The organism is Bradyrhizobium sp. SZCCHNR2028, from assembly GCF_032380995.1.
Taxonomy (GTDB): domain Bacteria; phylum Pseudomonadota; class Alphaproteobacteria; order Rhizobiales; family Xanthobacteraceae; genus Bradyrhizobium.
Genome location: NZ_JAUHJF010000001.1, coordinates 18,557 through 30,478, shown reverse-complemented (window position 1 = coordinate 30,478; position 11,922 = coordinate 18,557). Strand labels below are relative to the sequence as shown.

Here is an 11,922-nt window from a genome sequence, read left to right as displayed (position 1 = left end):
TGGCCAGCCGCGAGCGAGGTCATTGCGCTGTTCAAGCTGATTCCCGCGGCGGCGGCCAGCGCCTGAACCGGGCCGACCGGCGCTTTCGCCGGTCAACCTTAATCACGCGCTTATGTCGCGAACCCTACGATGGGCGACCTGTTCAGGCCGCCTTGTCGCTGTCGTCGTCCTTGAACAGCTCGTCCTTGGAGACCTTCTTCTCGGTCACGTTGGCGAGCTCGAGGATGAAGTCGACGACCTTGTCCTCGTAGATCGGCGCGCGCAGCTGCGCGAGCGCCTGCGGGTTGTTGCGATAGAAGTCCCAGACCTCCTTCTCGCGGCCCGGCATCGAGCGCGCGCGCTCCATCACGGCGCGGCCGACCTCGTCGTCGGTCACGGTGATCTTGTTCTTCTCGCCGATCTCCGACAGCACGAGGCCGAGACGGACGCGGCGGTCGGCGATGGTGCGGTACTCGTCCTTCGCCTTGTCCTCGGTGGTGTTCTCGTCGGCGAAGGTCTTGCCGCTGGAGTCCATCTCGGCCTTGACCGAGTTCCACATCAGGTTGAACTCCTCGTCGATCAGCGACGGCGGCGCATCGAACTTGTGGGTCTCGTCGAGACGGTCGAGCAGCGCGCGCTTGACACGCTGGCGGGTCGCCTGGCTGAACTCGCCGGCGAGGCGGTCGCGCATCAGCTGCTTCAGCTTGTCGAGCGACTCGAGGCCGAGCGTCTTGGCGAACTCATCGTCCACCACCTTGTCCTCCGGAGCCTCGACCGCGGTCGCCGTGGTCTCGAACTCCGCGGCCTTCCCCGCGAGCTCGTTGTTGAGATAGTTGGTCGGGAACGTCACCTTGAGCGTGCGGGTCTCACCGACGCCGATCCCGATCAGTTGGTCCTCGAAGCCGGGAATGAAGGTGTTCGAGCCGATCACGACATCGATGCCCTCGCCGGTGCCGCCCTCGAAGGCGACGCCATCGATCGTGCCCTTGAAGTTGATCTTCACCCGGTCGCCGCTCTCGGCCTTCGCGCCCTCGGCCTTCGCGGCGTAGCTGCGGTTGGCATCGGCCAGGCGCTTGATCGCCTCGTCGACATCGGCGTCGGTGATGTCGGCCACGGGCTTCTCGACCGAGAAGGTCTTGAAGTCGGCGAGCGCAATCGCCGGCACGACCTCGACGGCCACGGTGTAGGTCAGGTCGGACTGGCCAGCGAGGATCTTCTCGACCTCGGCCTCCTCCGTCGGCATCGTCACCTTCGGCTCGGTGGCGAGGCGGAACCCGCGCTCGGTGAAGATCTGCGTGTTGGTGTCGCGGATGGTCTGGTCGATGGTCTCGGCCATGACCGACTTGCCATAGATCTTCTTCAGATGCGCCACCGGCACCTTGCCGGGGCGGAAGCCGTTGATGCGGACCTTGTCCTTGAGATCGACCAGCTTGGCATCCGCCTTGGCGTCGAGATCCGCCGCCGGAACGCTGATCTGGAACTCGTGCTTCAAGCCTTCCGACAAGGTTTCTGTGACCTGCATGGCGTCAATCTTCTTCCGCTTCGGTCCGAACCCTTGCGATCCGGACACATCTGACTCAATTGTGGACGACGCGCGGCAAGGGCCTTGCGCCGGTGGGATCGGCGGCCCCGCTTCTCTGTCCGAGAGGGCGGGTCTGCCGGTAAAACTTGGGGCAAACGCCGGAGAAGCGCTTGGTGCGGGCGGAGGGACTCGAACCCCCACAACTTTCGTCACTGGAACCTAAATCCAGCGCGTCTACCAGTTCCGCCACGCCCGCGTGAACTGCATCGATAGCCCGGCCGCGGTGCCGCGGGCGGCGCGGCTTATACCACGCACGAAACCGTCCGCAGCAAAAAAATGGGCTGTCGAAAGCACCACCGGCAGGCCGATCGACCGTGTCGCACGCACAGATAAGGGAAAACAACATGATCCGCATCCCCCTCATCGCACGATGTTTTGTCGCATGACGGAACCGTCCGAGGGGCTCAGCCGCCGTGCCCTGCTCGGCGGCCTCGCCGCAGCCGGCGCGGCCTCGTTTGCCCGCCCGGCTCCGGCCGCTGGCCGAATCTCGGTTTCCTTGGACGCCCGCGGCGAATCTCTCGCGCTGAGCCCGGGACGTTCACCGAGCCCGCTATGGCGGTTGGCTGCACCGGCTCCGGTGATCCGGCTCGCACGCGGCACGGCGCTCGATCTGGACCTTTCGAATGGCCTTTCGATCCCGGCCGCGCTGTCCAGCCGCGGCCTCACTTTGCCCGCCCCGCTGCTGGCGCAGCCGGAGATCGGCCCCGGCGGCCGGGCCACCATTCCAGCCTTGGCGTCGCACGCCGGGACCGGCCTGCTCGACCTGCGGCTGCTCGCCGACGCCGTGCCGATCCGGCCGCTCCCTGTCATCGTCGACGAAGCCGAGACGGTAACTGTCGACCACGACGAAATTCTCCTGGTCGAGGACTTCAGGCTCGCGGCGGACGGAACCGCGGTTGCGCCACGAACCGAGGCGAGAGACGCCGACCCCCTTTACACCGTCAATGGGCACATCCAGCCGGAGATCGCGCTGCGAACCCATGCGCGGGTCAGGTTGAGGTTCATCAATGGCTGTCAACGCGCTGTGATCGCGATCAAAATCGCCGACCTCGACGCCGTCCGCGTGATGGCCATCGACGGCCAGCCGGCCGAGCCTTTCCTGGCTCGAAACGGCGCGGTGGTGCTGCCGCCCGGCGGCCGCACCGACGTCTTCCTCGACATGCCCGCCGCCAAGACAACGCTGGCCATGCTGCTGCACGACGGCAGCAATGCGCGTCCCCTCGCGCGGCTGGTGGCGTCGAGCGAGCCGCCGCTCCGTGCCGCCCCGTTGCCGCCGGCGCCGCCTTTGCCTTCGAACGGTTTGCCGGACAAGCTGGACCTGAGGACCGCCGCTCGGGCCGAGCTCACGCTCGACGGCGCCGGCTGGCAACCGCCCGCCGCGTTCAACGCCGCCGGCGCCCCCACCTTCCAGGCCAAGGCCGGCCAAGCGGTCGTGCTGGCATTGGCAAACAAGAGCGCCGGCACCCATGTGGTCCACCTTCATGGCCAGCCGTTCCGGTTGCTCGACCGGCTCGACGATGGCTGGAAGCCCTATTGGCTCGACACGCTGGCGCTGGAGGTCGGCCAGACCCAGCGCATTGCATTCCTTGCCGAGCAATCGGGCCGATTCCTGGTCGAGAGCACGGCGACCAACTGGGCGGCGCCGCGCCTGCTGCGGTGGTATGAGATCCGGTGAGGAAACGAACCTGAGGGAACAGTCCCCATGACCACTGCCGCCATCACCGGGATCACGGCACGCGCCGTGATCACGCCCATGAAGCGCCCCTTGCGCAACGCGTTCGGCATCATCGACTCCGGACCGCTGGTGCTGATCGACGTCGCAACCGATCAGGGGGTTACCGGCCATTCCTACCTGTTCGCTTACACCAAGCTCGCGTTGAAACCGCTGCTGCATCTGGTCGAGGAGATCGGCCGCGAGCTCAAAGGCCAAGCCCTGGTCCCGTTCGATCTGATGAAAATCATGGACGCCAAATTCCGCCTGCTCGGCTGGCAGGGCCTCGTCGGCATGGCCGTCTCAGGTCTCGACATGGCGTTCTGGGATGCGCTCGGTCAGCTCGCGGGCAAGCCCGTGGTCGAGCTGCTCGGCGGCACCGCGCGACCGATTCCGGCCTATGACAGCTATGGCGTGCTCGATGCCAAGGACGACGAGCGCACCTTGCGCGCCGCGCGCGACGAGCACGGTTTCCGCGCCATCAAGACCAAGGGCGGTCATGGCGATCTCGCGACCGACGAAGCGATGATCAAGGGCCTGCGCGCCCTGCTCGGCCCGGACATGGCGCTGATGCTCGACTTCAACCAGTCGCTCGATCCCACTGAAGCCACGCGCAGAATCACGCGCCTTGCTGCCTACGACCTGACCTGGATCGAGGAGCCGGTGCCGCAGGAAAACCTCTCCGGCCATGCCCGGGTGCGCGAGCGCTCGGAGATCCCGATCCAGGCCGGCGAGAACTGGTGGTTTCCGCGCGGCTTTGCCGAGGCGATCGCCACCGGCGCCTCCGACTTCATCATGCCCGATTTGATGAAGGTCGGCGGCATCACCGGCTGGCTCAACGTCGCCGGGCAAGCCGATGCGGCCTCGATCCCGATGTCGAGCCACATCCTGCCAGAAGCGAGCGCGCATGTGCTGGCGGTGACGCCGACCGCGCATTGGCTCGAGGTGCTGGACTTTGCCGGCGCCATCCTCGCCGAGCCGCTGCAGGTCATCGACGGCAAGGTGACCGCGCGAGGTCCGGGTCTCGGCCTCGCCTGGAACGAGAGCGCGGTCGCGAAGTATCAGGTGACGTGACGGCGCGCCCGCGCTCACATTGTGTCGCGGGCGAAGCGCGCCACGACGAGATCGAGCAGGGCGCGCAGCCGCGCCAGCCGCTTGAGATCGCGGTGGTAGCCGACGAACGTATCGCGTCCCGGCGGCTCTTCGCCGAGGTCGATGCGGGAAATGCCGGGGGTGGCATCGCCGAGCGGACGTGGCAGCACGGCGACGCCGCGGCCGAGCGCGCACAGGCGCGCCTGAACGTCGCGGCTGTTGCTTCGGATGCCGACGCGTGCCCCCGGCAGCACGCGTGAGAGCCAGACCGCGTCGGGCATCCCGCCAAAACCGCTGTCCATCGTGATCAGGTCGTGGCCTTCGCCATCGCCGGGACGAGGCTGCGGCCGACCGGTCTGGAGATATACGCCGTAGCGGATGTGGGTGAGCCGGCGCACGATCACGTCGGGCTCGTCGAACGACGCGATCCGGAAGGCAATGTCGGCCTCGCGCCGTGCCAGGCTGTAGACCCGCGCATCCGTCAACATCTCGACCATGACGCGGGGATGCGATTGCGCGAACTCCGCGACCACCGGCGACAGCATGTGCAGGCCGAACCAGTCCGAGCAGGCGATGCGCAGGGTGCCGTCGAGGCCCTGATCGCCGCCGCCGAGGTTGCGCCCGATCGAAAGCGTCTCCTCCTCGATCCGCTCGGCGTGGGCCAGGACCATGGCGCCTTCATCGGTCAGGACGAAACCCGTGGTCGTGCGCTGGAACAGCGTCTGGCCGACACTCCGCTCCAGCGCCCGCAACCGACGGCCAACCGTCGGCTGGCTCTGCCCGATCCGCCGGCCGGCGGCGCCCAGGGTGCCCTCGCGCGCAACTGCCAGGAAGACCTGCAGATCGCTCCAATCCATCTCGGCACCACCCATTCATTTTTGAATGAGACAATATCAAATAAGGCCATTTCCAAACACTTTCGACATCACCACACAAGACCCAACAGCAACGAGGTGTTGTGATGGCCTTCAATCAATCGATGCGCGCCGTGGTCTTGGACGAGGTGGACGGGCCGTTTCGGATCGCTGAGGTGCCGCGCCCCAGTCCCGGCCCGGGCGAGGTGCTGGTCCGCGTCGCGGCCAGCGGTCTCAATCCGCTCGACTTGAAGATTCGCGCAGGCAAAGCTGCGCATGCGAGGCATCCTCTGCCCGCCGTGCTCGGCATCGATCTCGCGGGAACGGTGGAGCGGGTCGGCTCCGGCGTCACCGGCTTCAAGGCCGGCGACGAGGTCTACGGCATGACCGGCGGTGTCGGCGGCATCCAGGGATCGCTCGCCGAATTCGCCGCCGTCGATGCCCGGCTGATTGCGCACAAGCCGACGCGGCTCGGCATGCGCGAGGCCGCCGCCCTGCCCCTGATCACCATCACGGCCTGGGAAGGACTGGTCGACCGCGCCGCCATAAGCCGCGGCCAGACGGTTCTGGTCCAGGGTGGCGGCGGCGTGGGACGTGTCGCGGCACAGCTTGCACGGGCGCGCGGCGCCGAGGTGTTCGTGGTCGCCTCGGCCGAACGGCGCGCGGAACTCAGCGCGCTCGGCGTCACCCCGATCGACCGTCACACGACGAGCGTCGATCAGTATGTCCGAGAGTATGCGGCCGGACGCGGCTTCGACGTCGTCTATGACACCGCTGGCGGTGCGGCGCTCGACGCCTCGTTCCATGCGGTCGCCCGCTTCGGCCATGTCGTGAGCGCCCTCGGCTGGGGCAGTCATGCGCTGGCGCCCCTGTCATTCAAGGCCGCCAGCTATTCGGGCGTGTTCACGCTGTTGCCGCTGTTGACCGGTGAAGGCCGCGAGCATCACGGCTTCATCCTCGCCCAGGCCGCCAAGCTCGCGGACGCGGGTCACCTCGCACCACGCATGGACGAGCGCCGCTTCTCACGCTCCGAGGTCGACGCCGCCTATGCCGCGCTCGCGGGCGGCGCGACCGGCAAGATCGTCGTCGAGCTCGAGTGACGGCGCGGCATCAGTAGTCGACGCCGAACCGATCGAAGAGGCGCCTGAACACGGCCGGCAGGGTCTCGGTGAGATCCTCCGCGATCAGGCCGGGGCCGGCCTCGTTGCCGGCCTCGCCATGCATCCAGACGCCGATGGTGGCGGCTTCGAACGCCGGCACGCCTTGCCCCAATAGCCCCGCGATGATGCCGGCGAGCACGTCGCCGGCACCGGCGGTGGCGAGCCAGGGCGGCGCATTGGCGGCGATGGCGGCGCGGCCGTCGGGCGCGGCCACCGTCGTGTCGGCGCCCTTCAGCAGCACCACGGCGCCACAGCGCGCGGCAGCCGCGCGGACGCGCTCCAGCTTGGAGCGGCCGGGATGCTTGTTGCTGAGATCCGAGAACAGGCGCGGGAATTCGCCCTCGTGCGGCGTCAGCACGATCTGCGCCTCGGCCATCGCCCTGATCTGCTCGAACAGCCGCTCCGGCGCATCGGCGAAGCTCGTCAACGCGTCTGCATCGAGCACGAGATGACGCTGCGCCGACAGCGCGGTGAAGACGAGGTCGCGCGTGCGCTCATTGACGCCCGTTCCGGGCCCGATGATGCAGGTGTTGTAACGCTTGTCGCCGAGCAGCTCGCCGAACTCGATCGCGGTGTCGGCGGCGCGCACCATCACCGCCGTCAGCGCTGCCGCATTGACCGCGAGCGCATCGCGCGGCGAGGCCAGCGTGACCAGACCGGCGCCGGCCCGCAACGCGGCGCGCGCGGCCATCCGCGCCGCGCCTGTCGCGGCGACGTCGCCGGACATCGCGAGCACATGGCCACGCGCGTATTTGTGGCCGTCGATAACAGGCACGGGAAAGCGGCCCTGCCAGAGCTCGGGTTCGTTCTCGAAGGCCTGCGGCCTGATCTCGGCGAGCACCTGAGGATCGATGCCGATGTCGGCGAGCCGGACGCGCCCGCAATGCTGGCGGCCCGGCAGCAGCAGGTGCGCTGGCTTCTTGCGGAAGAAGGTCACCGTCTCGGTGGCGCGGACCCCAATGCCCATCACCGCAGCCGTGGTGCCGTTGATGCCGCTCGGCAGGTCGACGGCGAGCACCGGCGCGCCATTGCCGTTGATCGCTGCGATGACGTCATGGGGCTCGCCGGTGACGGGCCGGCTAAGACCGGCGCCGAATAGCGCGTCGATGATCAGCGCCGGCTTGCCGATCGCCTGCGGCGTGAACGGCAGCACCGGAAACTTCCAGCCCTTGGCGGCGGAGGCCGCATCGCCATGCAGCGCGTCGCGCTCGCACATCAGGATGACCGACACGTCCCTGCCCTGCGCGGCGAGCTCGGCCGCGGCAACGAAGCCGTCGCCGCCATTGTTGCCCGGCCCGCACACGACCACGATCGGCCCGGTCTCGACCAGGTCCATGGCCGCCTCGGCCACCGCCTGTCCGGCACTCAGCATCAGCGAAAAGCCCGGCGTGCCGGCCGCGATCGTCAGCCGGTCGGCGCGCTCCATTTCGCTCGTGGTCAAGATTTCCATAAACCGCTCTCGTCTCCAGCCGCCGTCTTGCGCCGGCGGCCTGATGTCGTCCCCATAGCCTCGCCGCAGGGGACGTCGGCGCCCCGTTCCTCGGAGCCGGTGCCGCGAATCCCGCGCTTCCTATTGCCGCGCCGGCCCGCAACTTCCAAGGGCGCTGCACATCTGGCAAGGCGCGACGAAACCCGGCACGTCGCCTTTTCCCTGGGCATTTCGGACAGCGCCCGGCTCCGCCGTCAAGACCTGCACAACGTTTGATCTGTTTGCCTAATCTCAAGGCTCCGGTATTCTAGACGTTCCTTGAGGGAATCGTCGGGTGCTCGTGAAATGCCTGATTATCGGCTCGATTTGGGCCCGTTAACGACTTGGCATAGACCCTGCTTTTGTGGAGCCACTTCGGCACGGGGCAAGTCGGGCAGTCAATCACCGGGCCTCCGCCGGAGAGTGTCGGGCCCGGTAACGAAATGATCGAACGACCTGCGCGTGCGCGCAGCCTGACGATGACCCACCTGTTGTTTATAGCGGAATGCCCGGGAGGCGCTCAGTGAAGAAGATCGAAGCCATCATCAAGCCGTTCAAGCTCGACGAGGTGAAGGAGGCGCTTCAGGAAGTGGGACTTCAGGGCATCACCGTCACCGAAGCGAAGGGTTTCGGCCGGCAAAAAGGCCATGCCGAGCTCTACCGGGGCGCCGAATACATCGTCGATTTCCTGCCCAAAGTGAAGATCGAGATCGTGATCGGCGACGACCTGGTCGAGCGCGCGATCGAGGCGATCCGCCGCGCCGCCCAGACCGGCCGCATCGGCGACGGCAAGATCTTCGTGTCCAACATCGAGGAAGCCATCCGCATCCGAACCGGAGAATCCGGGCTGGACGCGATCTAGCCCGACCGCAGGCCTGGAACGGACCGTCCGCTCCAGGCCCCGCACGGAACGTTTGCTGCGCCAGCAGCCCCTACGGCAGCTCAAGTGTCCTCTGCGAGGCGCTTGCACGCGGCCGTTTTGCCGTTTCCGATGTTGTCTTGGCCCCCGCACGAGGCTATGGAGCATGACCCGCGGACGCCGTCCCGCGCCGGGCCGTGACGTTATAAGCCAAGAGGGGTATTCATGAAGACCGCCAAGGACGTCTTGAAAGCAATCAAAGACAACGACGTCAAATACGTCGACCTCCGCTTCACCGACCCGCGGGGCAAGTGGCAGCACGTCACCTTCGACGTCAGCATGATCGACGAAGACATTTTTGCCGAAGGCACGATGTTCGACGGCTCCTCGATCGCCGGCTGGAAGGCGATCAATGAATCCGACATGTGCCTGATGCCCGACCCGGTCACCGCGACGATCGATCCGTTCTTCGCCGAAACGACCATGATCATCACCTGCGACGTGCTCGAGCCGACCACCGGCGAGCCGTACAACCGCGATCCCCGCGGCATCGCCAAGAAGGCCGAGGCGATGGTGAAGTCGATGGGCGTGGGCGACAGCGTGTTCGTCGGCCCCGAAGCCGAGTTCTTCGTGTTCGACGACGTGCGCTACAGCTCCTCGCCCTACAACACCGGCTTCCGCCTCGACTCCTCGGAGCTGCCGACCAATTCCGACACCGAGTATGAGGGCGGCAATCTCGGCCACCGCATCCGCACCAAGGCCGGCTACTTCCCGGTGCCGCCGCAGGACTCGGTGCAGGACATGCGCTCGGAGATGCTCGGCGCCATGGCCCGCATGGGCGTCAAGGTCGAGAAGCACCATCACGAGGTCGCCTCGGCCCAGCACGAGCTCGGCATGAAGTTCGACACGCTGACGCTGATGGCCGACCAGATGCAGATCTACAAGTACTGCATCCACCAGGTCGCGCACATCTACGGCAAGACCGCCACCTTCATGCCGAAGCCGGTCTATGGCGACAACGGTTCGGGCATGCACGTCCACCAGTCGATCTGGAAGGACGGCAAGCCGGTGTTCGCGGGCAACAAGTATTCCGACCTGTCGGAGACCTGCCTGTCCTACATCGCCGGCATCATCAAGCACGCCAAGGCCATCAACGCCTTCACCAACCCGTCGACCAACTCCTACAAGCGTCTGGTCCCGGGCTATGAGGCGCCGGTGCTGCTCGCCTACTCCGCGCGCAACCGCTCGGCTTCGTGCCGCATCCCCTACACCTCGTCGCCGAAGGCCAAGCGCGTCGAGGTCCGCTTCCCCGATCCGCTCGCCAACCCCTATCTCGGCTTCGCCGCGATGCTGATGGCCGGCCTCGACGGCGTGAAGAACAAGCTCGATCCGGGCCCGGCGATGGACAAGGACCTCTACGACCTGCCGAAGGAAGAGCTGAAGCAGATCCCGACCGTCTGCGGCTCGCTCCGCGAGGCGCTCGAGAACCTCGACAAGGACCGCGCCTTCCTGAAGGCCGGCGGCGTGTTCGACGACGACTTCATCGACAGCTACATCGCGCTGAAGATGACCGAGGTCGAGCGCTTCGAAATGACCCCGCACCCGGTCGAGTTCGACATGTACTACTCGGGCTAAGGCCCGATAAGATCGGCGGATGACGACACCAGGGCGCCCCTTGCGGGGCGCCCTTTTCGTTGGTGTCGCAGTGCCGTGCTGGCGAATGCCAAGGCCGGCATGAGCGCCAGAACGGCGGTACGACATTCCGCCCAATGACGAATAGGGACAGGCGCAAGGAATAGATCGGGCCGGAATGAGTTTCTATCCCTGTGATCCACATGCATTGGGAGATTTCGAATGACCAAGCTTTCGATCTCGCGCCTCTTCCTGACCGCCGCAATCTCACTCGCGGCGATCTCGTCCGCCAGCGCGGCGCCTCCAACCAAGAGCGGCAGCAGCACGAAGGGCGACATCCTCACCGACAACAAGGGCATGACGCTCTACACGTTCGACAAGGACGTCGACGGCAAATCAGCCTGCAACGGTCCCTGCGCGACCAACTGGCCGGTCCTGAAAGCCGAAGCCAGCGACAAGGCCGACGCCAACTACACCATCATCACCCGGGACGACGGCTCCAGGCAGTGGGCTTACAAGGGCAAGCCGCTCTACACCTTCGCCAAGGATCAGAAGCCCGGCGACATCACAGGCGACGGCTTCCTGAACAACGCCTGGCATCTCGCAAAGCCCTGATCGCAGCCGCGCTCTCGCCACGCTTGGCCTGCGCCATCTGCTATGCTTCAGCGTGCTTCAGAATGACTCGCCCGAAAACCGCGGCCGGTCTCATAGATGAGGCACGCGAGGCGTATTGAGGCGCACTTGCGCGGCGCAGCAGGCTCTTGGCGGAGTCCTCGACAAACACCGGCGAGGCGCAGGTGATCGGCCCGTCGGCCGTCGTTGCCGTTTGCGCCGAAGCCGGCGTGGCGAGCAGCATCCACAAAATGATCGTTCGACGCATGCTCGTCTTCACCAAGCCTGCACCCGTAGAGACATCACTTCGCAGCGAAATTGACGACGATCTCGGTGACGACGGGTGCGAGCTTCTTGAGCGCCGGATTTTCGGAAGAGATCTTCACGCCCTCACCCAGAAGCGCCCTGGGCACGAGTTTGTCGGTGCTGAAACGCAGCGTCACAGAGCAGCCGCCCGGCAGCTTGCGGCCCAATGCACCATTCTTGAAGTCGGTGACGTAGCCGCCATAGTCCCAGTCGAATCCTAAGATCACGAACGGCTTGCCGTTGGCCTTCTGGACCGCTGCGAGGCTCGCACCGATGGTGACGCCGGCCACGCTCCAGCGGCTCGTCTTGGCCACATCGCGCAAGCTGAGCCCGGACACCGTCGCGGTCTTGTCCTGGATGAAGCCGACCTCGATGCGCCGGTCCATCGCCCGCGGAAACAGCACGAGGCCCCTATATGTCTCGCCCTCGGCGCCGGGCAGGTCCTGCACCACCGCCTCGCCGCCATAGCGCTGCTGAATGCTCTTCGCGGTGTCGGTCGCCGCCACCGGCAGCGTGCAGGTGATTGGCCCCTCGATGGGCGGCGCGGTCTGAGCCAAAACAGGAGTGCCGACCAGCAGTCGTGATCAGGACGTGGCGCATCCAGGACCCTTCATCAGGAGACATCGCGAGGTGACCCAACAGCTTGGTCTGGCCCTGCCCGACCCAG

10 protein-coding genes and 1 tRNA gene are annotated in these 11,922 nt (G+C 66.4%); 6 read left to right on the top strand and 5 right to left on the bottom strand.

Annotation, left to right across the window (positions count from 1 at the left end):
- Nucleotides 1–142: 142 nt before the first annotated feature.
- Both tig and QX121_RS00160 read right to left on the bottom strand, forming a co-directional pair.
- Nucleotides 143–1,501, bottom strand: a complete 1,359-nt coding sequence (tig, locus tag QX121_RS00165; protein WP_315770864.1) for a trigger factor — start codon at nt 1,499–1,501, stop codon at nt 143–145.
- Nucleotides 1,502–1,672: 171 nt separating this feature from the next.
- Nucleotides 1,673–1,757 (bottom strand) — tRNA-Leu (locus QX121_RS00160).
- A gap of 186 nt (nt 1,758–1,943) precedes the next feature.
- On the opposite strand from QX121_RS00160, the gene QX121_RS00155 reads away from it, so the two are divergent.
- Both QX121_RS00155 and QX121_RS00150 read left to right on the top strand, forming a co-directional pair.
- Complete coding sequence (locus QX121_RS00155) at nt 1,944–3,236, top strand: multicopper oxidase family protein (RefSeq protein WP_315810859.1); 1,293 nt, start codon at nt 1,944–1,946, stop codon at nt 3,234–3,236.
- Between the two features lie 27 nt (nt 3,237–3,263).
- Entirely contained in the window at nt 3,264–4,346 is a 1,083-nt protein-coding gene (locus tag QX121_RS00150; RefSeq protein WP_315810858.1) for an enolase C-terminal domain-like protein, read from the top strand.
- Between the two features lie 14 nt (nt 4,347–4,360).
- Here QX121_RS00150 and QX121_RS00145 read toward each other — a convergent pair whose 3' ends face one another.
- Nucleotides 4,361–5,221 carry a LysR family transcriptional regulator gene (locus tag QX121_RS00145; protein ID WP_315738283.1) on the bottom strand — a complete coding sequence of 287 codons (861 nt, stop codon included), beginning with the start codon at nt 5,219–5,221 and terminating at the stop codon, nt 4,361–4,363.
- Nucleotides 5,222–5,325: 104 nt separating this feature from the next.
- On the opposite strand from QX121_RS00145, the gene QX121_RS00140 reads away from it, so the two are divergent.
- Complete coding sequence (locus QX121_RS00140; RefSeq protein WP_315810857.1) at nt 5,326–6,318, top strand: zinc-dependent alcohol dehydrogenase family protein; 993 nt, start codon at nt 5,326–5,328, stop codon at nt 6,316–6,318.
- 10 nt (nt 6,319–6,328) lie between these two features.
- Here the strand turns inward: QX121_RS00140 and QX121_RS00135 are convergent, their stop codons facing one another.
- Nucleotides 6,329–7,828, bottom strand: a complete 1,500-nt coding sequence (locus tag QX121_RS00135) for an NAD(P)H-hydrate dehydratase (protein ID WP_315810856.1) — start codon at nt 7,826–7,828, stop codon at nt 6,329–6,331.
- A gap of 541 nt (nt 7,829–8,369) precedes the next feature.
- Between QX121_RS00135 and QX121_RS00130 the strand changes: the two genes are divergently transcribed.
- The 3 genes from QX121_RS00130 to QX121_RS00120 all read left to right on the top strand — a co-directional run bounded on the left by QX121_RS00130 (nt 8,370) and on the right by QX121_RS00120 (nt 10,952).
- Nucleotides 8,370–8,708: a P-II family nitrogen regulator gene (locus tag QX121_RS00130; protein ID WP_009027873.1), complete on the top strand. Its 339-nt coding sequence runs from the start codon at nt 8,370–8,372 to the stop codon at nt 8,706–8,708.
- 222 nt (nt 8,709–8,930) lie between these two features.
- Nucleotides 8,931–10,340, top strand: coding sequence for a type I glutamate--ammonia ligase (gene glnA, locus QX121_RS00125; protein WP_015666498.1), 1,410 nt, complete (start codon nt 8,931–8,933; stop codon nt 10,338–10,340).
- A 219-nt stretch (nt 10,341–10,559) separates the two neighbouring features.
- Entirely contained in the window at nt 10,560–10,952 is a 393-nt protein-coding gene (locus tag QX121_RS00120; protein ID WP_315738287.1) for a hypothetical protein, read from the top strand.
- 299 nt (nt 10,953–11,251) lie between these two features.
- Here QX121_RS00120 and QX121_RS00115 read toward each other — a convergent pair whose 3' ends face one another.
- Nucleotides 11,252–11,812 (bottom strand): hypothetical protein, encoded by a 561-nt coding sequence (locus tag QX121_RS00115; RefSeq protein WP_315810855.1) that lies wholly within the window; start codon nt 11,810–11,812, stop codon nt 11,252–11,254.
- Between the last annotated feature and the right edge of the window lie 110 nt (nt 11,813–11,922).

Bases quoted from the DNA above. Each gene is read 5' to 3' on its own strand.
- glnA (WP_015666498.1), top strand. From the start codon at position 8,931: ATGAAGACCGCCAAGGACGTCTTGAAAGCAATCAAAGACAACGACGTC.
- QX121_RS00155 (WP_315810859.1), top strand. From the start codon at position 1,944: ATGACGGAACCGTCCGAGGGGCTCAGCCGCCGTGCCCTGCTCGGCGGC.
- QX121_RS00145 (WP_315738283.1), bottom strand. From the start codon at position 5,221: ATGGATTGGAGCGATCTGCAGGTCTTCCTGGCAGTTGCGCGCGAGGGC.
- tig (WP_315770864.1), bottom strand. From the start codon at position 1,501: ATGCAGGTCACAGAAACCTTGTCGGAAGGCTTGAAGCACGAGTTCCAG.
- QX121_RS00140 (WP_315810857.1), top strand. From the start codon at position 5,326: ATGGCCTTCAATCAATCGATGCGCGCCGTGGTCTTGGACGAGGTGGAC.
- QX121_RS00135 (WP_315810856.1), bottom strand. From the start codon at position 7,828: ATGGAAATCTTGACCACGAGCGAAATGGAGCGCGCCGACCGGCTGACG.
- QX121_RS00120 (WP_315738287.1), top strand. From the start codon at position 10,560: ATGACCAAGCTTTCGATCTCGCGCCTCTTCCTGACCGCCGCAATCTCA.
- QX121_RS00150 (WP_315810858.1), top strand. From the start codon at position 3,264: ATGACCACTGCCGCCATCACCGGGATCACGGCACGCGCCGTGATCACG.